23 protein-coding genes are annotated in these 24,575 nt (G+C 35.1%); 12 read left to right on the top strand and 11 right to left on the bottom strand.

Annotated features, from left to right (window positions below):
* Positions 1-133 precede the first annotated feature (133 nt).
* Both H7U22_RS14460 and H7U22_RS14455 read left to right on the top strand, forming a co-directional pair.
* Positions 134-1,738, top strand: a complete 1,605-nt coding sequence (locus tag H7U22_RS14460) for a SulP family inorganic anion transporter (RefSeq protein ID WP_187072063.1) — start codon at positions 134-136, stop codon at positions 1,736-1,738.
* Positions 1,739-1,742: 4 nt separating this feature from the next.
* On the top strand, positions 1,743-2,402 hold the full coding sequence (locus H7U22_RS14455) for a carbonic anhydrase (protein WP_187072062.1): 660 nt from the start codon (positions 1,743-1,745) through the stop codon (positions 2,400-2,402).
* A gap of 60 nt (positions 2,403-2,462) precedes the next feature.
* On the opposite strand, the gene H7U22_RS14450 is transcribed toward H7U22_RS14455, so the two are convergent.
* The 9 genes from H7U22_RS14450 to H7U22_RS14410 all read right to left on the bottom strand — a co-directional run bounded on the left by H7U22_RS14450 (position 2,463) and on the right by H7U22_RS14410 (position 10,463).
* Positions 2,463-2,726, bottom strand: a complete 264-nt coding sequence (locus H7U22_RS14450; RefSeq protein WP_187072061.1) for a hypothetical protein — start codon at positions 2,724-2,726, stop codon at positions 2,463-2,465.
* Between the two features lie 579 nt (positions 2,727-3,305).
* Complete coding sequence (pruA, locus tag H7U22_RS14445; protein WP_187072060.1) at positions 3,306-4,940, bottom strand: L-glutamate gamma-semialdehyde dehydrogenase; 1,635 nt, start codon at positions 4,938-4,940, stop codon at positions 3,306-3,308.
* A gap of 123 nt (positions 4,941-5,063) precedes the next feature.
* Positions 5,064-5,609, bottom strand: coding sequence for a 4'-phosphopantetheinyl transferase family protein (locus H7U22_RS14440; protein WP_187072059.1), 546 nt, complete (start codon positions 5,607-5,609; stop codon positions 5,064-5,066).
* Entirely contained in the window at positions 5,599-5,853 is a 255-nt protein-coding gene (locus H7U22_RS14435) for an acyl carrier protein (RefSeq protein WP_187072058.1), read from the bottom strand. Before H7U22_RS14435 ends, H7U22_RS14440 begins: the two co-directional genes overlap by 11 nt.
* Positions 5,846-7,126 carry a beta-ketoacyl-[acyl-carrier-protein] synthase family protein gene (locus H7U22_RS14430; RefSeq protein ID WP_187072057.1) on the bottom strand — a complete coding sequence of 427 codons (1,281 nt, stop codon included), beginning with the start codon at positions 7,124-7,126 and terminating at the stop codon, positions 5,846-5,848. Before H7U22_RS14430 ends, H7U22_RS14435 begins: the two co-directional genes overlap by 8 nt.
* Positions 7,119-7,571, bottom strand: a complete 453-nt coding sequence (locus tag H7U22_RS14425; RefSeq protein ID WP_187072056.1) for a 3-hydroxyacyl-ACP dehydratase FabZ family protein — start codon at positions 7,569-7,571, stop codon at positions 7,119-7,121. The genes H7U22_RS14430 and H7U22_RS14425 overlap by 8 nt, the downstream gene beginning before the upstream one ends.
* Positions 7,565-8,617, bottom strand: coding sequence for a type III polyketide synthase (locus H7U22_RS14420; RefSeq protein WP_187072055.1), 1,053 nt, complete (start codon positions 8,615-8,617; stop codon positions 7,565-7,567). The genes H7U22_RS14425 and H7U22_RS14420 overlap by 7 nt, the downstream gene beginning before the upstream one ends.
* Complete coding sequence (locus H7U22_RS14415) at positions 8,614-9,327, bottom strand: methyltransferase domain-containing protein (RefSeq protein WP_187072054.1); 714 nt, start codon at positions 9,325-9,327, stop codon at positions 8,614-8,616. Before H7U22_RS14415 ends, H7U22_RS14420 begins: the two co-directional genes overlap by 4 nt.
* Positions 9,324-10,463, bottom strand: coding sequence for an NAD(P)/FAD-dependent oxidoreductase (locus tag H7U22_RS14410; RefSeq protein WP_187072053.1), 1,140 nt, complete (start codon positions 10,461-10,463; stop codon positions 9,324-9,326). Before H7U22_RS14410 ends, H7U22_RS14415 begins: the two co-directional genes overlap by 4 nt.
* Positions 10,464-10,757: 294 nt before the next feature.
* Here H7U22_RS14410 and H7U22_RS14405 point away from each other — a divergent pair, with 294 nt between their 5' ends.
* Positions 10,758-11,918 (top strand): carboxypeptidase-like regulatory domain-containing protein, encoded by a 1,161-nt coding sequence (locus H7U22_RS14405; protein ID WP_187072052.1) that lies wholly within the window; start codon positions 10,758-10,760, stop codon positions 11,916-11,918.
* 1 nt (position 11,919) lies between these two features.
* Here H7U22_RS14405 and H7U22_RS14400 read toward each other — a convergent pair whose 3' ends face one another.
* The gene (locus tag H7U22_RS14400) at positions 11,920-13,059 is read right to left on the bottom strand and encodes a sterol desaturase family protein (protein ID WP_187072051.1); all 1,140 of its coding nucleotides are present in this window, start codon (positions 13,057-13,059) and stop codon (positions 11,920-11,922) included.
* Positions 13,060-13,335: 276 nt separating this feature from the next.
* Between H7U22_RS14400 and lpxK the strand changes: the two genes are divergently transcribed.
* Genes lpxK through H7U22_RS14385 form a run of 3 tightly spaced genes read left to right on the top strand, consistent with a single transcriptional unit; the run spans position 13,336 to position 17,177 of the window.
* Entirely contained in the window at positions 13,336-14,397 is a 1,062-nt protein-coding gene (gene lpxK / locus H7U22_RS14395) for a tetraacyldisaccharide 4'-kinase (RefSeq protein WP_187072050.1), read from the top strand.
* A complete protein-coding gene (locus H7U22_RS14390; RefSeq protein WP_187072049.1) occupies positions 14,369-15,184 on the top strand; it encodes a purine-nucleoside phosphorylase in 816 nt (271 codons plus the stop codon). The genes lpxK and H7U22_RS14390 overlap by 29 nt, the downstream gene beginning before the upstream one ends.
* 1 nt (position 15,185) lies before the next feature.
* Positions 15,186-17,177, top strand: a complete 1,992-nt coding sequence (locus H7U22_RS14385) for a putative porin (protein WP_187072048.1) — start codon at positions 15,186-15,188, stop codon at positions 17,175-17,177.
* A gap of 62 nt (positions 17,178-17,239) precedes the next feature.
* On the opposite strand, the gene H7U22_RS14380 is transcribed toward H7U22_RS14385, so the two are convergent.
* Positions 17,240-17,980: an outer membrane beta-barrel protein gene (locus H7U22_RS14380; RefSeq protein WP_187072047.1), complete on the bottom strand. Its 741-nt coding sequence runs from the start codon at positions 17,978-17,980 to the stop codon at positions 17,240-17,242.
* Between the two features lie 683 nt (positions 17,981-18,663).
* Here H7U22_RS14380 and H7U22_RS14375 point away from each other — a divergent pair.
* From H7U22_RS14375 to H7U22_RS14350, 6 genes are all read left to right on the top strand, one after another.
* Complete coding sequence (locus tag H7U22_RS14375; protein WP_187072046.1) at positions 18,664-19,173, top strand: hypothetical protein; 510 nt, start codon at positions 18,664-18,666, stop codon at positions 19,171-19,173.
* Between the two features lie 340 nt (positions 19,174-19,513).
* Complete coding sequence (locus tag H7U22_RS14370) at positions 19,514-20,845, top strand: hypothetical protein (protein ID WP_187072045.1); 1,332 nt, start codon at positions 19,514-19,516, stop codon at positions 20,843-20,845.
* A gap of 726 nt (positions 20,846-21,571) precedes the next feature.
* Positions 21,572-22,030 (top strand): hypothetical protein, encoded by a 459-nt coding sequence (locus H7U22_RS14365; RefSeq protein ID WP_187072044.1) that lies wholly within the window; start codon positions 21,572-21,574, stop codon positions 22,028-22,030.
* On the top strand, positions 22,027-22,545 hold the full coding sequence (locus H7U22_RS14360) for a hypothetical protein (protein ID WP_187072043.1): 519 nt from the start codon (positions 22,027-22,029) through the stop codon (positions 22,543-22,545). The genes H7U22_RS14365 and H7U22_RS14360 overlap by 4 nt, the downstream gene beginning before the upstream one ends.
* A 22-nt stretch (positions 22,546-22,567) precedes the next feature.
* Positions 22,568-22,879 (top strand): hypothetical protein, encoded by a 312-nt coding sequence (locus H7U22_RS14355; RefSeq protein ID WP_187072042.1) that lies wholly within the window; start codon positions 22,568-22,570, stop codon positions 22,877-22,879.
* 4 nt (positions 22,880-22,883) lie between these two features.
* Positions 22,884-24,506, top strand: a complete 1,623-nt coding sequence (locus tag H7U22_RS14350) for a hypothetical protein (protein ID WP_187072041.1) — start codon at positions 22,884-22,886, stop codon at positions 24,504-24,506.
* The last annotated feature ends 69 nt before the right edge of the window (positions 24,507-24,575 follow it).

Genomic DNA, 24,575 nt, shown 5'->3' with positions numbered 1-24,575 from the left:
TCATCACCATTTATTATTATGAATACTGGTTTCCGTGTTGAATAACATCAATGCTGTTCATGATTATGTAATGTATTGATCTGCTTAAACATCACGATTTATTCGTTAAAATTTACTAGATAATTATATCGTTATGCAAAAGTTTAAGCCGGCCTTTTCAGGTTCGGATGTAAGGAAATATATTCTTAAAAAGAATCTAAAGAAAGATTTACCTTCAAGTATTGTTGTTTTTTTGGTGGCTTTGCCGCTCTGTTTAGGTATTGCCCTTGCTTCGGGTGCGCCATTATTCGCTGGTTTAATTACAGGAATAATTGGTGGTATTGTTGTAGCCTCTTTTAGTGGTTCACAACTAAGCGTTAGTGGCCCTGCTGCTGGTTTAACCGTAATAGTATTGGGTGCAATTACCTCATTAGGGAACTATCAAACCTTTTTGCTTGCAGTGGTTTTGGCAGGCGTTTTCCAATTGATTTTAGGCATGGTAAAAGCCGGCACCATTGGAAATTATTTCCCATCTAGCGTAATAGAGGGAATGTTGGCTGCCATCGGGTTAATCTTAATTTTAAAACAACTGCCACATGCTTTGGGGGTTGATACCGATTTTACTGGCGATGAGGGCTTCTTTCAACAAGATCATGAGAATACTTTTTCTGCCATCACTGCTGCACTAAGTCATTTTAGTTTAGGGGCGGTTGTAATCAGTTTGCTTTCGATTGCCATTTTAATTATCTGGCCGAAATTTCCAAAATTGGCTGTTGTACCTGCACCGTTGTTAGTAGTAACATTGGGTGTTTTGGGTACCATCTTATTTGCAGGTACAGATCATCCGCTTCGTGCAGATCAAATGGTGAAAATTCCTGTAGTGAGTGGTTTTGGAGAATTTATGGGGCTTTTTACCATGCCCGATTTTTCTCAGCTGGGTAATAAAAACGTATATATTGTTGCTTTAACAATTGCAGTTGTAGCCAGTTTAGAAACACTTTTAAGTCTTGAGGCTGTAGATAAAATAGATCCGATTAAGCGTGTTTCTCCAACAAACAGAGAATTAATTGCACAGGGTATTGGTAATATAACGAGTGGTATGATAGGCGGTTTGCCTATGACATCGGTTATTGTTCGAAGCTCTGCAAATGTGAATGCTGGTGGAAGAACAAAAATGTCGGCCATTTTTCATGGTGTTTGGTTATTGCTTTCACTGCTTTTCATTCCGCAGGTTATCAATATGATTCCGCTTTCCTGTTTGGCAGCAATTCTTTTGGTTACTGGTTATAAATTAACCCGTATTGCATTGTTTAAACACATGTACCATAAAGGTTGGGATCAGTTTGTACCGTTTGTAGTAACTGTTTTAGCCGTTTTATTTACAGACTTGCTAAAAGGTGTAGCGGTTGGTATGCTCGTTTCCATTTTCTATTTATTACGGACCAATATGCGTAATCCTTTCTTTTATAGGATTACAAATGAGGGCGATAAAAAGAACATTAGAATTAAACTTGCAGAAGAAGTATCCTTTTTAAATAAGGCCGCAATCCAAGTAGTTTTAACGAATATCCCGAAAGAAACTAACGTAATTATTGATGGCTCAAATTCGAGGTATATCGATCCAGATGTGCTAGAAACCATTTTTAATTACAAACACAATGCTTACACTAAAGGAATTATTGTGAGCTTGGAAAACATAAAAAATCATTATGTGGTTCCAAAATTAACAAACAAAGTTGTAGAAGAAATTAATAAGTAAAATTATGTGCGCAGCAAAAAAAATAGCAACAAAAGATATATCATGCGAAACCCTTTTACAGGGAAATAAGGATTGGGTTGAGGAAATGATTCAGACAGATCCTGAATATTTTAATATTCTATCTGCTGGCCAAACGCCACCAGTATTGTGGATTGGCTGTTCTGACAGTCGTGTTCCAGCAAACCAAATTACCAATACAATGCCTGGTGATGTTTTTGTACATCGCAATATTGCAAACGTGGTGGTTCATACAGATATGAATTTACTCTCTGTTTTGGATTATTCAGTTAACGTATTAAAAGTTAAACACGTTATTGTTTGTGGCCATTATGGTTGTGGTGGCGTAAAAGCTGCCTTGGGCAATAAACAAGTTGGGATAATAGATAATTGGTTAAGAAATATTAGAGATGTTTATCGTATGCACGATAAAGAAATGAATACCATTCAAGATCCCGAGCAAAAATTTGATCGCTTGGTAGAACTTAATGCCATTGAAGGTGCAGCGAATGTAATGAACACCTCAATCATACAAAACGCTTGGTCAAACGGACAAGAATTATCCGTTCATGCCTGGGTGTATAGCTTAAAAACAGGTTTAATAAAAGATTTGAATGTTACAAGCTCAAGTCTTGATGATGTTACACCTACATTTAAGGTAAGTTAAACCATACCGATTAGGTGTTGTTTTAGTTGTTAGGCGAAGCCTCGGTATTACACCGGGGCTTTATTCTTTCTCTTCGGTATTCGGCATATTGCCAGCGTGGCCTTTATTTCCCTTTTCCGAATCTTCTCTTGCTTCTTCAGAACCGAAATCTCCTCTTCCAAAATTTCTACCCAAATTGCCAGCGTCTGATTTTACCTTGTTTTTATCGTTGTTTTCATCACTATGGTGGCGAGGAACGAGTCCGTCTGGCATGTTTGTTTTATCTGCGGCATTGTCTGCATTTTTATCGTGCAGGTTTTCATTTTGCTCTTCTTGATTTTCCATAATAAAAATTGAAATGTTATTATAGAACAGTACAGCTTTGGTTTAGTTTGAAAGATCTGCGCTATTTTAAAGTTCTGACAATTCTAAATGGCGCATTAGAAAGAGAGTTGTCAAAGCTATGTATGTATTTCTTAATTTCTAAAGATATAACGAACACCCCGGTCTGCGACCACCCCTCTAGAAGAGGGGAATTCCCCTCGATTTTTATACATGCATATTGCAATTTCCCTTTTTTAGAGAGATATAAAACCTATATCAGCAAAACCCGACGGGGGGTAAGCTAAATTTAGTTTAGTTGCTTCACTAGTTATTTTTCCGCCATGCTATCTTAAATAGTAGCACTTACAGCTCCACTTAAACGGGATTGAAGCGGCGTCTTTTTAGCTGTCGTTCTGAGCGTAGTCAAGAACAGCTAAAAAATATAGCGTAAAGCCCGAATAACGATAATATTTCTTCTGCCATTGCTTTCCAAAGCCCTTTAAAAAGAAAAACCCTTGATTGCTCAAGGGTTTCGGGAATTTATAGCTTTGACAACTTTCTAGCGATGTTACCTGAAAGTTGTCAAAACTGAATTTTTAATTAATCTTCAGCTAAGAATGGGTAGCGATAATCTGTTGGCGATTCGAAAACTTCTTTTATCGTACGTGGAGAAACCCAACGCAGCAAGTTGATCATCGAACCAGCTTTATCGTTTGTACCCGAACCTCTGGCACCACCAAACGGCTGCTGACCAACAACGGCTCCAGTACATTTATCATTGATGTAAAAGTTACCAGCAGCGTTGCGTAAAGCGTGAGATGCTTTCTCAATCGCGTATCTATCTTGAGCGATAAAAGCGCCAGTTAAGGCATATGGAGAAGTGGTATCAATTACTTCTAAAATTTGATCAAAATCTTTATCCGCATAAACATAAACTGTTAAAACCGGGCCAAACAATTCTTCGCACATGGTTGTGTATTTCGGGTCATCAACAACCAAAACGGTTGGTTCGATAAAGTAACCTTTGCTTTTATCGTAGTTGCCACCAGCAATAATTTCTACGCCTTTATCTTTTTTAGCTTGATCGATATATTTAGCTAATTTATCAAACGAACGTTCATCAATAACGGCGTTAATAAAGTTGCTAAAATCTTCAGTTCCGCCCATTTTAAACGAGGCTAAATCGCGGAGCATTTGCTTTTTAATTTCTGGCCAAAGGCTTTCTGCAATGTAAACACGACTAGCAGCCGAACATTTTTGTCCTTGATATTCAAAAGCGCCACGAACAATTGCAGTACTTGCAATATCAGTTTGTGCAGATGGGTGAACCAGAATAAAATCTTTACCGCCAGTTTCGCCAACGATACGAGGATATGATTTATATTTATGAATATTGGTGCCGATGGTTCTCCAAATTTCTTGGAACACTTTGGTAGAACCCGTAAAATGAATCCCAGCGAAATCTGGGTGATTGAAAATAACATCACCAGTTTCAGGTCCATCTGCATAAACCAAGTTAATTACACCAGCAGGTAAGCCAGCTTCGATAAAAATTTCCATCAAAAGGTTAGCTGCATAAACTTGAGTATCTGCAGGTTTCCAAACCACTACGTTGCCCATCATTGCTGCAGAAGCAGGAAGATTGGCTGCAATAGCTGTAAAGTTGAAAGGTGTAAGTGCAAAAACAAAACCCTCTAATGGGCGTTGTTCCACTCTATTCCAGCTTCCACGAGGAGAAACAGGAGGTTGTTGTTTATAAATATCGGCCATGTAACTCACGTTAAAACGTAAGAAATCAATGAGCTCGCAAGCGGCATCAATTTCTGCTTGATAGGCATTTTTGCTCTGGCCAAGCATAGTTGCCGCATTCAATTTGTAACGATATTTGCCAGCGATTAAATCGGCAGCTTTTAAGAAAATAGCAGCACGGTGTTCCCATGCCAAGTTTTCCCAATCTTGTTTCGCTGCAAGCGCTGCATCGATTGCCTGAGTGATATGTGCTTTTTCGCCAATGCTAAATTGAGCTAAAATATGTTGATGATCGTGAGGAGGTGTTACTTTACCTTTCTTTTCGGTATGAACAGCTGTACCACCGATATACATGGGTATATCTTGTTTTTCTGAGCGAGCTTCAGCAAGTGCTTCTTTTAAAAGTGAACGTTCTTTACTGCCTGGTGCGTAGTTTAAAATAGGCTCGTTTACCGGAATTGGTACGTTAAAAAATCCTTTAAGCATGATGTTATTTTTTATGATTTGTGCAAAGATAAGGCTTTTATAGGTAGGCAATTCTATTATTCTGTAAAGAAAATAAAGCAAACGTTTGATTGATTTTCAAATTCGAAAATTGCGATTTTGCACTCAAATAAAAGCAATGGCCAAATGTTTTCCATGATGGCTAATCGATGTAAGGTGTTTTGTATTGCTCCTTAAATTTAAAAGTTCTGGTAAGCCTTGGTTATTCTTTTGGAGATGATAAACTTGCTGCGCTTCGTTAAACTCTTGCACATAATTTGATTTATTTTGATAAAAATTAATGGTAATTTTTTCGAGAAAAACCTGAGGTGAAACAGCTGTGCTATGAATAAAATCGTTTCGAATTTCGGATCTGATCAAAAATTTTTCTTCGTCATACAGTACAGATCCAGTTAATGAATCGTCAGTAAAGTTTATGTTTTTGCAGCTAAATGCTTTAGGGTTATAAAGACGCTTTCCCGTTAAACGATTCACAATTTTATAAGCCGATTCTTTCATACTCCAAAGCAACCAAACCATCAGGTCAGGATTATTTGACGTTAAAATATTCATCCGTTCATCCGCTGTAAAAATCTTATCCAGATAATTTTTACGCCTCCAATTGCTCTCTATCTTGGCGAAATTTAAGTCAATTATATCATTACCCAGCATTCAATTTGGTTTCTATAATTTCTACCGTTGCCTTTACCGTAAGCATTTTAGCCATGGAATCGTTATCTATCGCAATGTTAAATTTCTCTTCTATATCTAAAACAATATCCACTAGATTTGCCGAGTTTATTTTTAAATCGGTGATAAAATCTGTGTCTTCGCCAATATTTTCCAATGCAGATTTTTCTTCCGTATATGGGGTTACAATTTTGGCCAGTTCTTTTATAATTTGTGTTTTATCCATGGTTGAATTTTTTTAAAATAAGGCATGCGTTTACATCTCCAAAGCCGAAGCTTGCTTTAGCCAAGATATTAAATGATTTTTTGATTAATGTTTGAGGAATGCTCTTTTCATTAATTAGTGATGTAATTTCTGGATTCAAATCTTTACAATTAATGTTTGGGAAAATAAAACCTTCGGCAAGTTCTAATACCGATGCTACACATTCAACACTTCCAGCAGCGCTGATGCAATGTCCAATCATTCCTTTCAAAGAATTAATGTATGGAAAATTTTCTGCAGTTGAATTTAATGCGATTTTCCAGTTTTCTATCTCCAATGCATCTTTGCTAGTTGCTGTTAAATGCCCATTAATCACTTCGATTTCATTAGCTTTTATACCAGCATTTTTAATAGCATTGGTTATGCAGCGTTGTACCGCAATTGGATTCGGCGCCGTCATAGTACCTAAACCGCGTTGGCCTCCCGAGTTTACATGACCGCCTAAAACCTCCGCATAAATTTTTGCTTTGCGGGCAAGTGCACTTTCTAACGATTCTAAAACGAAAGCACCAGCGCCACTTCCGGGTACAAATCCGCTGGCTGTTAAACTCATCGGGCGACTTCCTTTTTCGGGCTCATGGTTGTGTTTGTATGTGCAAACCTTCATGGCATCGAAACCGCCCCAAATGTATGGCCCACTATCACTTGTGCTCCCAGCCAACATTTTAGTCGCTTGTCCTGATTTAATTCGCTCGAAAGCCAGTAATATACTTTCTGCACCCGTTGCGCAGGCGGATGAATTTGTGCTCACCTGATTGCCCAAACCTAGTTTGCCACTAATGAAAGCATTAACGCCGCTGGCCATCGTTTGCACAACAACCGAGCTCCCAAGTTTCCTGATTTCAAGATCATCTATCTTATTAATTGCCCATCTAAATTTATCAATTCCAGAAGTTCCCGTCCCAAAAATGCTTCCACTATCCCAATCAGGATCTTCATTATTCTGAATTTCCAAACCAGCATCTTTCCAAGCATCTAAACCCGCAATAACCCCATATATAATGCCGGTGCTATTTAAGTTTCTCAACTCAAGTGGCGTAAAATACTGGCTAATTCTCGCTTCACTTAATGTTGGTTTTCCTGCAATTTGGCAAGAAAATCCAAGGGCTTCCAAATCGGGTTGATGTGTAATTCCTGAGGTTCCATTTTTAATGGCTTCGGTAAACTCCTTAATCGTTGTTCCATTAGGGGCGCAAACCCCAAGACCAGTAATTACAACTCTGATGTTATTCATGAGCTTTTGAAATTAACATTCCAGAAATATTTCCCTTGCACACAATTTCACCGAGTGCATTTTCCATTTTAACTTTACAGCTTAGTTTATTAAATCTGAAGTACACTTTTTCACTCGTTACCCAAACTTTTTCGCCGGGATAAACAGGTTTTAAAAAATCAATAGCGTTAGAAGTCATCGCTAATGAAATGTTCTGATCCGTTTTAGTATTTTCTATCAGGAAGAATCCAAGGCAAACCAAACCAATTTGCGCCATTGTTTCTATTAAAATAACTGCAGGTGTTATGGGTGCGTTTTTAAAATGAGCTTCGTAAAATGGTAAATCTTCATGATAGGTGTAGGTTCCTTTTGCACCGTTTTCATCTAAATGAAGCAACTCATCTACAAACAAAAATGATTTGCCGTAAGGGAGTTGATCTAATATTTTTTTTGATGTTGTTACCATTGTAAAAGTATCCGTTGGGCAGAAAAGCCAGGGCCAAAACTTAACATCAGCCCCTTTTCATTCGGAGTAGGTTTCTGTTCCATAATGCGTTCCAAAACATATAAAACCGTTGCACTACTCATGTTTCCATAAAGGCGTAAAACCTCTTTTGTATCGTTTATATTTTTGCCAAGCTCGCCGAAGAGTGATTCTACCACCTGTATAATTTTCTTTCCACCGGGATGAAAGATCAAATGATCTATATCTTTAATTTCTAAATTGTTTTTTGCTAAAAATGGATGGATAATTTGAGGGAAATGCGATGCAATGGTTTCCGGTACTTCCACATCCAACACCATTTGTAAACCTGTGTTGGTAAGTTTAAAGCCCATCATTTCTTCAGCATCGTAAAAGTGATACATTTCCTCTGCTAAAATTTCTGGCCCCTCATCTTCCTCGTTCGAGCTTAAAAGCACACAAGCTGCACCATCGCCAAAAATGGCTGCGCTAACTACATTTGCCATAGAAAAATCGTTTAGCTGAAAGGTTGCCGTTGGGGATTCTACTGCAACAACTGCAGCTCTTTTACCGGGATTTGCCTTTAAAAAATTCTTTGCATAAATCATTCCCGAAACTCCGGCAGCGCAACCCATTTCTGTAACCGGTAAGCGAACAATATCCTGTTTCAGTTTGAGTAAATTAATCAAATAAGCATCCAAAGATGGGATCATAATTCCGGTGCAGCTTACCGTAATAATGTAGTCTAAATCTTGCGGTTTCCATTGGGCTTTTTCTAGTGCAGATTCTAAACATTTTACACCGAGTTTTATACCTTCTCTAATGTAAATGTTATTTCTTTCTTCAAAGCTCAAATCACTAAAAACTTCCTCTGGCGACATAAACGAGTAACGCTTATCTACAGATGCACCCTCAAAAATTTTCTTTACTTTTCTTACAAAACGCTCGTCTTGATCTTTAAGCCAAACATCTAAAAATGGTATGATATCTTCTGTGGCTCTCCAAAATTCTGGCAAGGCTTTGCCAACTGCTTTAACTCTTACGCTCATGTTGTTTTAATTATCCATTGGTAACGGAAAGCCCATTTCCACTTTATGAAGCTGTGTTTTAAGTTTAATGCTTTCGAGTATTCAATTAAATCTTCCCTTTTAAATCCACGTAAAATAGATACTAATCCATCTTCGCGAGACATTGAGTTTAAACCAAATACAAAGCATAAAGCCTGAAATAATCGATATGCCAATGCACTTCTTTGTAAATCGTTAACCACAATACCCAGTTTAGCAGATTTTTTAAAGTTTTTTAATAAGTAAATGATCTCCTCGTTTTTAAAATGGTGCAATGTTAAGGTACAGATCATAATATCGCATTCCTCAGGTTTATTTGAATCATCAAAAATATCCTTGCATTCATAACTTATATTCGGGTAATTTAAAGATAAACTTTGAGCATGATTGATTGTAAATTGATTCGCATCGATACCTTTTAAAAGAAAATTTAAACCATTCTTTTGTCCAAAGTTAGCCAATGCTCTTAGCATATCGCCGTTTCCACAACCAATATCAATAATACGTATAATTTGATCTTTCGGTTTGCTCTTGATCAGCGTTTTAATTCCATCAAGTGTTACTTTGTTTCCGCCGAGTAATTGGTTAATGCTTGCAATTTTATCCAAAGCATCTCTTAAAATTTCACCTTCCATCTCGAAATCATCCATCAACTCTGGCGCTTCGCTTCTAAATTTAGTGTCTATTTTCATTTTAAGGATGGAATGGAAATGGGTTTGCCATGTGTTTTTGTTATAATTTTATTTAATAAAAAGGGCATAAAAGTAAGTGCTTTCATGAGTATAGCGGTAAGCTTTTCTTTTTGAAGAACAAAAGATAATAAACTTCCCATTTTTAAGCGAGAATTAAACTCGGCATTCCATACTGAAGTATATTTTGCCTCAAGTTTAGCCCTCGAATTTATTTTTCCTTGAGAAAAATCTATTAATAATTCTGATGCTTTTTTAGCGCTGTGGATTGCCATTGCCATCCCATTTCCACAAAGTGGATGAATGAGCCCGGCGGTATCTCCAATCATTAATATGTGTTGATGAACTGCCGTTTTTGTGCCGAAATAAAGTTGACTAATGGAAATGGGTTGATCAAATATTATTTTGGATTGCTCAAAAATTCCGCTCAAATCTTTGTTTTCATACAATACAGCTTTTTGATAATCCTCAATATTCTTGTGCTTTTTAAAAGTTTCATAATCTGCCAAATAGCAGATGTTTATTTTTCCATCCTCTACTTTTGATACCCCACAATAACCACCTTTAAAATTATATAAAGCAACTAAATCATTCGGAAAATGCCCTAAGTAATGCGCTTTTACAGCCAAGAAAGGAGATTTTTGACTCATAAATTTCCGATTCAGTTTTTGATCTAAAGTAGATCTTTTGCCATGAGCGCCTAAAACATGTTTTGCTTTGTAAATGTCTCCTTGAGTTGTTCGAACGGAAAAAAAATCGTTGGTAAAACCAACCTCTGTAACGTTATCTTGGATTACAGCTATTTTTTTTTCTAGTAGAAGACGATAAAGGAAATGATCCAATGTATATCGACTAATGCCAAATCCACCCAATGGAAGCTTTCCTGTAATCGTTTTTCCGGATCTTGTAGTAAGCGTTAAATTTTGAATTTTGGCTGGCCTTAGTTCCTCAACATTTACGCCGAGCCAATTTAAATACGGAATAACTTCATTCGAAATGTACTCGCCACAAACTTTGTGATGAGGATATTCATTTTTCTCAATTAAGATTACATTTAAACCGGCTTTTTCGAGATGTAGCGCAGCCGTTAAGCCAGCCAAACCTCCACCAATAATTAAAGTATCTGTTTCAAAATGCATATAGTGAGATGGAAGAAACAATATAACACTTAATATTCAGCTTTGTTCCGGTTCAAGAAATTATAAGTGATGTTAGATTCTGGATTTTACAGAGAACTTGTTTTTCTCCTACTAAATTATAGTGGGGGTCTTTTTGAATTGTAATTATTATGATATTAGATAAAAATAAAACTGAATACATTATAGATTCAATCCCAATATCGATAAATTGAGCTTAGTTAAGGATTCTATCTTGATCAGTTGATGCCAGTAAATTAACCAAATGTAAATCTAAATAATCTCTCAAATTTATCCATGCGCAATTCCAAGCTTTTTTTACTTACAGTAATCTGCTCTCTTTTCTTGCTGAGTAATGCTTTGGCTCAAAAAATTATTACTGGCCAAATTACAAACGAATCGAAGAAGGGGATCGAATCAGTGTCTATTTACAACAAGAAAATTTTAATCGCCCTGAGTGATCATGAAGGAAATTTTCGCGTCAAGGTAGATTCTTTAAAAAGCGGACAAACACTTTCCTTCAGTTCGGTTGGTTATGAAAATCGCTCCATCGTTATTGATGAAAGCAATACCGATGCAAGCATTATAGTTAAACTAAAAGATAGATACGTCAATTTAAAAGATGTTCAAATTTATGCGCCTAATTTCGTTTTTACGCTAATTAAAAACGGACTGAAAAAACTTGCCGATACAGGCGTGGTAAATAAAAAATTACTCTGCAGGCAATATGTGGTTAGAGAAGGGAAGTATAAAACTTTTGCCGAAGGAATTTTCAACTTGCGTACCGACGAATATAAAAACGACATCCTTCTGCAGTTAAATAGTATAAGAAGGCTCGATCAATTAAGCAGTGTAACACCAAGCGGAGTACAGATAAATTATGCGATTGATTTGAGAATGGAACTTAAATCTTATTTCGTAAACAATTTAAATGATAACCTTTTAAGCGAAGATAATGATTATGATATTGAAGGGAAAGTAGAGTATGAGGGCGAAAAATGCTATAAAATTTATTTTAGCCGAGTTAGAAATGTGTTGTATAAAAGTAGAAATGGCTGGATTTACATTACTGTTGATAAACATTTAATAAAAGGCATAGAAAGCAATATTGCAACGCTAGCTAAAAATATGATTTGGATAAATAAGCAAAATTACATCATTAAAAACGGTTTGTCTCATCTTGCCAATACCTACTTAAAGTGTAATGTTGTAGCCGGTTTGTTTTCAGAGGGAGAACCCTCGGCAGAAATGGAACTTCTTTTTCTGGAAGATCTTGATCCAACAGAAAAAAATAACAACAACTATTCTACCTCAAAACTTAGGCAAGATCTTTACAAATACCCGAAGAAATACAGCGCTGAACTTTGGAAAGATCTTTACCAAAAACATAACTTAATTTTTCCGCAAATTATTGTAGAAACCTATAAATTTAAAGGCAGTGTAGAAGCTGAATTTTAGGTTATCTATCGCTTCTTTCATCCATATTTAAATCGGTATCGAAAGGGCTTTTCGTAAATGGATAAATAGATTGTTTAATAAATCCCTTAGGATATGAACCTTCGTGAACGCCTGTGCCAGCAGGCCAAGTATTGCCTGGTAAATAGTAGGTGCCGAAAATCATATCGATAAAAGGAAAGATTGAAGCAAAATTGTGCCCGTAATATTTTGGATCTTCGCAATGGTGCCAATGATGATACTGTGGTGTAGTAAAAATGTATTTTAATGGACCAAAGTTTACTCTTGTATTCGCATGAATCAGCACCGCATGGATGGCGATGAAAATGATGTAAACATTAAAAACTGTCGATGAAAAACCTAGAATGTATAAGGGAATAAATGTCATTGCCCTTGTAAAAAAGATATCGATAAAATGTGTGCGACTACCCGCAAGCCAATCCATATTTTGGGTAGAATGATGAACAGAGTGGAAACGCCACAATGCAACCCTTGTATGGAAAAAACGATGCGCCCAATATTGAAATAAATCGGTGCTGAAAAAAGCAATAAATAACGCTACAGCAAAAGGTAAACTCTGAATCCACAGATGAACCTTGTCTAAACCAATCCAGCCAAAAAATAAAATTGCAGGCTTTTGGGTTACGATTCCGAAAAACTGAATAAACAAATGACTGATTACAAAGTAGGTTAAATCCGTTCGCCATTCTTCGTGAAATTTAGTCTGCTCGTTGTTTTTAGGGAAAAATAATTCAAGCGGAATGAAGATAACCGTCATTAATAATAAATCCAAAATCATCCAATCTAAGCCAAAGTGCCAGCTACTTTTCGCTACATCTCTTCCTTCTACACTGAGTGCACCCAAAATAACAGCCAAAGCCCCAAGTAAAAATCCTGGCCAAGCCCACTTAATTTTTTTACTTAAAATTACGCTTAAAAGCGCAAAGAAAAATGAGGTAATCACTCCAATTAGCATCAAAGCTTCCATGCTGTTTTTGGTGTAAATTTCCCGAAATTCTGGAGTGGTTAATTTCTCTGGGAAATGGAAGCAGAGAATGCCAAACAAGGCCAAAATGGCTAAAAATATAGATATGTACCCACTAATTTGACCTTGGCCAACTTGTAAACGCTTTTTTTCTGACATTAAATATGTTGTTTTCCGATAACAATTATAACTAAAATATTAGGTTTCTGTTGATATAGAACTCAAGTTTAAACCTTAATCTTTTAAAAGATGAATTTGCTGAAAATTTATTTTAAAAAATAGCCTTTAAATCAAGGTGATTGAGTACCATGATTTTGGTGGGGTGTTAATTCAATTTCAAAAAACATTTCAAGCCTCTAATCGGTTGCTTTATAGGGCGTCGCCAATAAGCGATGCTTTTCTTTTTTAAATAATCTGTATTTTTGAAAACACGGTATGCTAGTTAAATATCTTCGCCTTTTACTTTTACCTTTCTCATTCGTTTATGGAATGGCAATTGTGCTTCGTAAAAAACTCTACGATTGGGGCATTATGCCTTCAGTTAAATTCGATTTACCCATCATCTGTGTTGGTAATCTTGCCGTTGGTGGCTCAGGGAAAACCCCAACAACCGAGTATTTGGTGCGTTTATTGGCCGATTATAAAATTGCAATTCTAAGTCGTGGTTATGGCCGAAAAACCAAAGGATTTGTTTTTGCAGATGGAAATGCAACGGCAGAATCCATCGGAGATGAACCGCTTCAATACCATAAAAAGTTTAAAAATGTAACGGTTGCCGTATGCGAAGATCGGGTTAAAGGTGTAGAGCAATTGCAAGAAAACCACGATTTAATTATTCTTGATGATGCCTTTCAACACCGTCATATCAAAGCTGGATTTAACATTTTGCTTTTTGAATTTAGAAAACTCGGAATACTCCAGTTTTTGCTTCCGGCAGGCAATTTGAGAGATGTATTTTCTTCGAGAAAGCGAGCAGATGTTTTAATGGTTACAAAATCTCCTGTACCCTTATTGCATGTAGCGCAACAAGCATCTATTAATGAATTACAACCTAATAAAAATCAGCCTGTACTTCATTCTTACTTAAAATACGGAAATTTAAAGCATCTTTATAATGGCGAAAGTCTTTCATTGGAGTCGATTAAGGATTTTGAGATCTTTCTGCTAACCGGAATTGTAAACCCCGAACCATTGATTGAGGAGCTACAAAAGTGGAGTAAAAACATCCATCATGAAGAATTTCCAGATCATTATGCCTTTAAAATTGAGGATTTAAAAAAGTTCAAATCAGCTTTTGAGAATGGAAATGGCAAAGAAAAAATCATCATCACAACAGAAAAGGATAGTCAACGTTTAAGAGCTATCGGATTTGAAGATTTACTGGTAAATTTGCCTGTATATTATTTACCCATTGAGGTTGAATTATTTGAAGAAGATAAGATTACCTTTGATGAACTTATTTTAAACTATGTTAAGAGCAATAGAAGAAACCGTTGAATACATTAAACGTAAAACTGAAAATTTTAAGCCAGAAGTAGGCATAATCTTGGGAACAGGATTGGGCGGATTGGTTAAAGATATTGAGGTTGAATTTCATTTGATGTACTCTAATATTCCAAATTTTCCGATCTCTACCTTAGAGTTTCACAGCGGAAAATTAATTTTTGGAACATTAAACGGGAAAAAAATAGTTGCCATGCAAGGCCGATTGCATTATTACGAAGGTTACAGCATGCAACAAATTACCTTCCCGGTTCGGGTAATGAAAGGTTTGGGCATCGAAAACTTAATCGTTTCAAACGCTGCGGGTTCTTTAAATCCTGACTTTAAAAAGGGCGATTTAATGATCATTTCTGATCACATTAATCTTCAACCAGATAATCCATTGCGTGGTTTGATAGAAAGTGAGTTAGGCCCACGTTTTCCAGATATGAGCGAGCCTTACAAGCGCTCGATAATTGCCAAAGCCTTAGATATTGCAAAAGATGTTGATGTAAAATGCCATAAAGGAGTTTATGTTGCAGTATCTGGCCCAAATTTGGAAACCAAAGCAGAATATAAATACTTGCGTTTAATCGGTGCCGATGCTGTTGGAATGAGTACCGTTCCAGAAGTTATTGTTGCCAACCATGCAGGGATTCCTGTTTTTGCCATTTCAGTTTTAACTGATGAAGGATTTCCGGAAGAATTAAAACCTTTTAATTTAGATGAAATTTTAGAGGCAGCAGCAAAGGCAGAACCTAAAATGACCGAAATTTTAACCCGCTTAATCGCTGAATTATAAGATGCAGAAAATTTTTCAAATCTGCTTTTTGATCTTGCTTTTCACAGGCATTGGCTCTGCTTTCGGTCAGGAGTTGCAAACACATATTAACGATAATAAAGAAGCAGATTCGATTCGTAAAAAATTGGATGGCGCTAAAGATTCTGTAGTATTTACGGCAAAATATATCCGTTTTACAAAATTGGGATTGAGTAAAGACAGTATCGTATTGTTGCCTTTGGATACTTCAACCGTAAATATCCAAAATTATAGTCCATTATTGCAACCTAAGCACCCAACAATAAGTTTGGGTAATATGGGTTTGGCAGCAAGGCCTTTACTTTATGAACCATCAAAAAGGATTGGCTTTGATGAAGGTTTTCACTCTTTAGATTATTATGCCTTAACGCCAGAAGATATTATTTACTATCAAGCTCGGGCGCCATTTACCAGTTTGTATTTTGTTAGTGCTGGCCAAAAGGAACAATTGTTTAGAGCCATTCACAGTCAGAATATTAAGAAAAATTGGAATGTCGGCGTAAACTTTAACCGGGCAGATTCTAAAGGATTTTATGCTAGGCAAAGAGGAGATAATTTAAATGTAGCTGTTTTCTCTTGGTATCAATCGCCCAGCAAACGTTACAATATGTGGGCTTCGGCTATTTTTAATACCATGCGTGCCTATGAAAATGGATCCAATGCCGATTCGACTATTTTTGATCCGGGATATGATAAAATCAGTAGAGATGCTGAAGAGATTAAATTGACTACAGCTAGGAACCTGTACCGCAAAAATACTTTGTTTTTAAAACAGACCTATTATGTAGGCAGAATTGACACTTCTACAAATGCAAACAATTCGGTTTTACCTACAAATAAAATTACTTATACCATAGAGTACAATAATAACAGCTACGATTTTTATAAAAACGAAACGGATACTTATGGCGTTATGCCAGCGGGAATTGGGAATTCAGTTTACACCAACGACTCTACCCACGTTCAGCATGTAAGAAATGAATTTATTTACAGTTTCTTTTTGCGACCGAAAAATTCTACCGTTATTAAAAATGAATTGAAAATTGATGCTGGTATTCGTCATGATTATTACAATCATAAATATCTAAATTTCCTGCCAACTGGAGCCACATTTGAAAACAGTCAAATTGCTTTTCAGAATATTACAGTATTAGGTTCTGCCGGATATCGTTTTACAAGCAACATCGATTTGAATTTAGATGTTCAGCAGGTTTTACAGGGCACTAACGCTGGCGATTTTTTGTATGAAGCAAAAAGTAGAATTTTACTTAGCAAATCTGTTGGTAGGATAGAACTTGGGGCATATCTTCAGAATCAATCTCCCGCAGAAATCTTTAATTACTACCGTGGTAATCATTACAAATGGTCTTATACAAGTTTAAAAAATACCAAAATCGCAAATGCTTCCTTTAACTACATCAACGATAAGTTTGGATTCGAAGCCGGAGCAAAATATTTTCTAACTAGCAACTATTTATATTTTGCTGCCAATGGAACCAATTCGATTTTGCCAGCTCAAGAATCTGCCGATATCAGTTTAATCCGAATCGATGCATCGAAGAAATGGAGGTTCGGAAAGTTTGTGATGGAAAACTATTTGGCCTACCAAAAAACCGATAAAAAAGACATTTTAAGAACCCCAGAATTTTACACCTACAACAGTATTTATCTTGATCAAACCTTTTTTAAAGTGCTAAAAGCGAATATTGGTTTCGATGTAAGATACAATTCAGGATATGCAAATTATTCTTATTCGCCAGCAACATCTCAATTTTATGTTGGCGAAGCAACGGTTTATAAATCGACACCAATTATTGATGTTTTCGTTAAAGCAAACTTAAAAAGAGCAAACATATTTTTGAAATACGATTATGTTAATCAAGGTTGGCTATCTCAAGGATACTATACGGTTAATCGATACCCGATGCAAGATGCCTTATTGAAGTTTGGTGTAAGCTGGAATTTTTACGATTAATAAAACATAAAAAAAACCGTTCAGATATTAGATCTGAACGGTTTTTTTAGGTAAATAATTTCTTAGAAAGAATAACCTACTGAGAAACCCAATACACGATTAGATAATTTCGCATCGCCTGATCTAGCATCTTTAGGAATTAGATTTGAAAATCCTAAACCATAATTGGCACCAACCAAGAAACCGGAATTTGTACGATAAGCTAAACCGAAGTTAGCACCAAACTCTGTTGAACTGTAGTTTTTATCTGTTGCTGAACCAAAAGATAAATCATCATCGCTTGATGATGTTGCAGTGGTTGAAGTATTCGCTGTGTTGTTACGCGTTGTAGTGGTTGATTCCAACTTGTTTTTACCAGAAATGTTAAAGCCTACGTACGGCCCAGCAGAAAGTTGAATTGCACCAGCATCGCCAGTAGGAATTCTAAATACTGCATTAATTGGAACTTCAATCGTCATTAAGCTTGTTTTGTTTGTAGAAACTGTAGTCGCTGTAGTGTTACCCAATGTAACCGCATTTGTCGATTCGAATTTTGCGCCTTTATTTTGCAATGAAACGCCTGGTTGGATGAAGAAATTATTTCCTACACCGAAATCCGCAAAGGCAGTAACGTTAAAGCCTACATTATCTTTTACATTGTTGTTGAAATCTGAACTTCCATTAGTGCCACTTGCATGAAATCTTGCAAGGTTTACACCCGCTTTCAATCCAAACCTTGCATCACTACCGCTCATTGTTGTTGTTTGTGCAAAAGCACCTGTAGATAATAATAGTGCAGTTGCACCGATTAGTAACTTTTTCATAATAATATTTTTCTTTAGGTAAAGAATCTTGTTTAAAAATGCCGAGCCAACTCGGCGTTAATTGCAAGCATGTTTCCAAAAGCTGTGCCAAAGTATTATTTGTGTTACAACTATTATGGTTAAGCGACTGATTAACAGGGTTATTTTAAGTGATTTTCAGTATTTAAACCAAAGATCTGTCATCTACCAAATTGTGGTTCAAACTGTACAGATAATAGGAAAAATAAAAATATTTATCCAACTAAATATTCAAACATTAAGTTTTCTGCGGTTTCTTTTTCGCTGCGGGGAACAATACGTTATTTAAAATTAACCTATAACCCGGCGAATTTGGATGAAGATTTAAGTCTTCAAGCCTAGTAAATTAATTTTTCATCTATTCCGTAAAAATTATTCTCCTCATTATCAGATAAATACAATTATTTTAAAAATCACACCTACTGAAATGTCTGTTTCAAATGGCTTATATATATACAAACTAATATAAACCTTTAAAACTAGTCAGATTAATGAGTTCTATTTTATCAAACTTAAATTTTATGGGTGCTTAAATTGTTCAGATGAAAATTATTCACCTCATTATCAGTTCAATACAATTATTTTATAAATCCAAGTCACCCAAACCTCTGTTTCGATTGGCTATATATATGAACAAACTAATATTAACCTTTAAAACTAAATTAATGAACTCCATTTTTTATCGCATAGCAATATTATTGTTGGTTACAATTGTTTATCCATCCTGTAAAACAGAAAAATTTGTAGAACCGACTGATTCACATCAACTAAGCTATCCATTAGTCAAAAAGACAATTGACTGGTTTAACGAGAATAGTGCGCTACCAATCTCTACCAATAAGAGAGATATTGATGTGAAAGAATATACACCAGATTGGCAACATTTTAAAATACACATTAATCAAAATGGTGTCGAAGAAATTACAGTGCCCTTAATTAAAACTAATAATAATAAGGTTCTTGCCTTTTATACCGAAATCGGTTTGGTTCTAGACAAGGATGGCAAGCCCTTAGGGATGATTAAGGAATACGTTGGCAACCCATATATTGGTGAAACCACATTGAATATGTACACTGGAAGTGGGCGCATGTTTGATCGAGGTATATATAATGCCATTTCACGCACCTTTACCTCAGCCGTTAAAAGACGTAGCAATACGCCAAACAGCCAATAAAGAGATCTACTACTCGTTTTTTCCAATTCAAATATCTAATAAAAAATTATTTACCTCATTATCAGCTTAATACAATTATTTTATAAATCCAAGTCACCCAAACCGCTGTTTCGATTGGCTATATATATAAACAAACTAATATTAACATTTAAAACCAGTCAGATTAATGAGTTCTATTTTATCAAACTTAAATTGTAGGGGTGCTTAAATCGTTCAGATAAAAATTATTTACCTCATTATCAGTTATATACAATTATTTTCAAAAGCCCACTCACGGAAACCCCTTTTTCGATTGGCTATATATATAAACAAACTAATATTAACCATTAAACCTAAATTAATGAAATCTATTTTTTATCGCATATCAATTGTATTGATCTTGCTGAGTACGGTTGTTTACTTTTCTTGCCGAAAAGAGAACCTGCCATCTACCGATCAGGAAAAACTTTCAGACCCTCTTGCTCAAAAGGCGCTTGAGTGGTTTAAAGAGAATAGTGCACTGCCAGTATCCACCTATAAACTGGATATTAATGTTAGAGAATATGAGCCTGATTGGAAGCATTTTAGAATAGATACAGGTTCTAATGGAGTTGCGGGAATTACTATACCTTTAATCAAAAAAGCTAGTAACAAAGTCAATGCTTTTTATACTGAAATTGGCTTAATATTAGGAAAGGATGGGACATCAATCGGTATGATTAAGGAATATATAGGTAACCCTTACGTTGGTGAAACTCAGTTGAATTTATATACGGGTAGTGGGCGTTTGTTTGATCGAGGATTATATAATGCCATATCCCGTACCTTTACCTCGGCGTTAAAAAAACAAAATGTTCAAGAAGGAACAAGTGGCAATAGAGGTTTGCCCGGAGAGCGCCTAATGAGCGTACCAAATAGTTATATGGTTGGTGGTGGAGAAGGTGGAGGCGGTTCTAGCTCAGGTGGCACTAATCTTGGTTCTGTTGAAATTCATGGAACCTCTCCAATTACAGGAGGTGGAGGAAGCCCTCCGGTAACACCTGGAGGAACAGGTGGATGGGTTGTGAGTGGTGGGGGTACGAGTGGTTCTGGTTCATCTTCTACAATCAAAAATAATGTGAAAGATCCTTGCTTAAAAGCAATGGTTCAAGCCGCAATTGATAAGGGAATTGAATTCACAACTGAAAATACACTAAATAGTATTTTTGATATCGGAAGCAAAGTAAATTTAAATTTCATTCAAGCTGCCTTCAGTGATGATTTGACAGATGGAGGCGCAACAAAACCAAAAGTAACTTATAATTCAGATGGCTCTATAAATACTTTCGATATGACCATAAAATTAAATGAAAAAACAATGCCTAATGCATCAAAGGAATACATTTCAGCTACGATTCTTCATGAGGCATTACACGCTTATTTTACATATCTTGATAATGGGGTGGATTTTAATCCAGCTAGCCAACATGTTGCAATGGCAACCGATAAATATATTTTATGGTTTGAAAAAGGACTTAAAAGTATATATCCAGAAATAAGTGATTTAGATTTAAAAGCTTTAGCTTGGGGTGGCTTAGAAGGAACTGAGGCTTACGATTCTCTTAAAGAAAAAAATCCTTATGAGGTTGGCCAAATGTGGCTAACGAATTCGCAACATCATGATGGAACTAAAGGGACTAAATGTGGCAAATAAACTAAAAATCATAGATAAGTTTTTTTTATATTGTTTCAATACTGTGCTGTCGCATCTTAAATACTAAAGTAAGGGCACAAAATAAAGATATTGCTCAAATGGATTTGGTGCATAATTTAATATTAAAAAATCATGAAAAATTGGATTCAGTTTTTAAATATTGCGAGTTGCATTATACCATTATAAAAATGAAGGTTGATAGGAACAATATAATTATTTCTCAGACATCATTAAATGCTATTTCTGAAAATTTTTTAAGACTTTTTAAACCTTTGGAAAAAATGAATTTCCCAAGAGAGGAGTAGGAAAACAATTTTATTTGTTTGTTGTATATCCAAATTGTCAATGTAAAAGGCCTGTGGATACTATTGATAAAACGACTATAAATACTTTCTTGCCTGAATTAATTTCTTTAATAGCGAAGCAGGATAAAATCAAATCCAAAAACAATTTATTATGAGCCAATTATATGCAGTTTCAGAGGAGAAATACTAGAAAGCCAAACAAAACAAAATAAGAGTAATTAGAAGGGGGATTGGTTAAATATAATAAAGTGCATGAATAGATTAGAGAATTCTCTAATACAAGCGTCTGTGTAAATTGTTTGCAACTTCTTTTCTCATTCGATAGACGTAAATAAATGTGATAAATAAACAAAAAATTATGAATAAGTTTTTTTTATGTATTGTTTCAATAATGTGCTGTTGCATCTTAAATATGAAAGTAATGGCACAAAACCAAGATATTGCTCAAATGGACTCTTTACGTAGACTCATAATAAAAAACTACAAAAGGTTGGATACTATTTTTCAAGATTGCGAATTACATTATACTATGATAAAAATGGAGATTGATAAAAACAATAAAGTAACATCAATAACATCATTAAATGCTATTTCGGATGACTTTTTGAATTTTTTTAAACCTTTAGAAAAAATAAAATTTCAAAAAGAAAAAATGGCTAAAAAAACTGTATTATTTACGTATGTGTATTATCCCAAAAGAGCTTGTGCAGAAGATTCAGGTGAGCTTTATGATGAAGATAATTATCACTATTTTTTATCAACATTTTCATCTTTATTGGTGAAACAAATTAAACTGAATCCAAAAACAGTTTATTATGAATATATTTCATCAAACCTGCCCCAATACTTTGAAAGAAGAAATCTCAGGAAAAAAAAATGAAAAAACCAACAACATTCGCAACAATTTTATTTTTGCTATGCAGTTTTCGTACTCTAGCCCAAATAAAAATAAAAACAGACATGGTTGAAATAAATCTTCCAAAAAGTGTAACTAAAACAAATATATCTCAAATTCCAATTGTTGATAATGATGGAACCATAACTTCTATACCCAAGCCAGCATATGATTATGAAGGACTAGGTCTTAATTTGAGCTATGGCAGGCTAATGGGCGACACCCGTTTTTTAGCGGAGAGTAAAGAAGCATTAGATAATAGACATAACAGATATGGACACAATAATGAATATTATTTTACGGAAATAAAAAGTAACGAGAAATACATAATACTTATTTCTAGAGATCGAGGTTGGGATAATAATTGTTATTTATTTTACTTGGTAAACAAAAACTTTACTTATCAAGTTAGTGGAACTCTAGATTTTTTACCTGCCGAAGAGGTAAAAGCCAAAAAGCAACTGGATGAAATTTTAAATAGTATTAATATTACGAATTAAAGATTCCAAATGTTTTTAAGATATGGCAGCATCCGTTATGAATGGAAAGGGGAAAGTAAGCGCAATACATATTGTGTGCGCCTATTCCGCTTCTTTAATCGATTCTTTAAAAAATAGATATGGAGATCCTATTGGGTTAACTGGTTTGACAGCTAATTATGATCCCGAAGAAAAGCATTACACTTCATATGTTTGGGGAAAAGGAAAGGTTTTAGCATCTATTTTAAGAAACGGACTATTTTATAATGAGCTTTCTACAAAGGAAGATGTTATAATTATCTCTTTTCGGAGCAGTAATCCAGACGATTTTATGTTAAAGGTTATTGATAATTGACACTATGCCTAAGTACTTAATATTATTGTTGTTTTGGAGTTTAATGATTTTTGTTTCTTGTCAAAACCATTTAGCCAATTTTGAAGAGGATAAAGCTAAACTTAAGGATTCTCTATTCAGAATGTACAGCAACAAAGCCGATTCTGTAAAACGTGAGGCCGTACTGTTTTTAATTGATAATATGGATGAAACCCAAACGGTAACCTATCCATACTTTTTCAATAAAAAAACGAAGAAACATGTAAATTTTAACCTGCTCGAAATCGCTGGCGAAAAGGATTTTAGAGAAGAATTAAAGAGGCAAAATATTGGCTATAAAGATACAACAGTAAATGATGCTCAAATATTAACCGCTAAATATTTGGCAAGCTGTATTGATAAAGCTTATGCCGATTGGAAGAATTATCCATGGAATAGGCATGTAACAAAAGAAATATTTTTCAATTATCTACTGCCTTACAAGGTATATAATGATAAACCCAGCCAATGGCGAGATTTATTGGCAGAACAATTTCATCTAGGAATGATGTCGCTTGCTAGACAATATAAAGATATCAAAACTGAAGAAGTAATTGAGAAATACCCCTATTTCCATATTGTACTGAAAGTGCCTGATGACAATAACATAAAAATATCTAAGAGCAAAAGCTTTGATGAATTAATGGCCTTTCATTTAGGCGATTGCTTAAATGTAAACTTAATGAACGTTTATGAGCTAAGGGCTTTGGGTATTCCTGCTACTGTAGATATGGTATATGTATGGGGCAGAAAAAATGGCAGTCACTCTGCATCCGTATATCAAGCCTCAAATGGAAAGATGACTGTTTTGGATATTAATTCTCCAAGTTTAGGCGATGGGGCAAAAGTAATTAGATATAGCTATGCGAACAAAAAAATATGGAGTGATACAATTAGCAAATTAATGGTGAATCCAAAGGAATTTGCTGTCAAATATTTAATGAGTAATCATTGGATTGATGTCACCTCTCATTATGGCCCAGTTGGAGATATAACTTATAAACTAACTCAAAAATATCCAGATAGTTTAGCTTATATCTGTGCTTTTTACTATGGTAATTGGGTTCCGATATTTTGGGGTAAAAAAAATGATCAAAGAATAATTTTTAAAAATATGCGCACTGATATTTTCTATCGCATAGCTGTCCCTTTAGCAGATCAAATGAAATTTGTTAGCGAACCTTTTCTTTACACAAAAGATAAGCAGATAAAGTATTTTAATTCTTTCAAACAATTTTATAGCGATGTAAATTTTTATAAAACAAATACTGGTTATGAATCATATGTGCAATTAGGATCGACTTATACTTTATCATATTTGGATAGAACAGGTAAGTGGATGGTTTTGGGTAGAAAAGAGGCGACAGGCGTAAAGATAAATTACAATAATTTTGAGGTTAAGGAGAAAATTAATCAATATAAACTTAATGGATTATCTGTTTCTGTAATTCATAGGTTAATAGATAATGATGTTGATTTAAAAAGCGGTATCACATTTAACAATGTTCCGAAAAACGCATTGTTAAAACTCCAAAAAAGTGATGATGTAAAAGGTTTGGCTCGGATATTTTTAATTGATAGTTTAACGCACAAACAAATATGGTATTAACCAAGGTTATAAGGCAACTCCCTGCTAGTTTGGTTTTAATATTAATTTGTGTCAGTAGTTTTTGCTGGT

The organism is Pedobacter fastidiosus (genome assembly GCF_014306625.1).
Lineage (GTDB): Bacteria > Bacteroidota > Bacteroidia > Sphingobacteriales > Sphingobacteriaceae > Pedobacter > Pedobacter fastidiosus.
The sequence above is the reverse complement of the archived record's forward strand: the minus strand, read 5'-3'. Positions and strand labels throughout refer to the sequence as shown.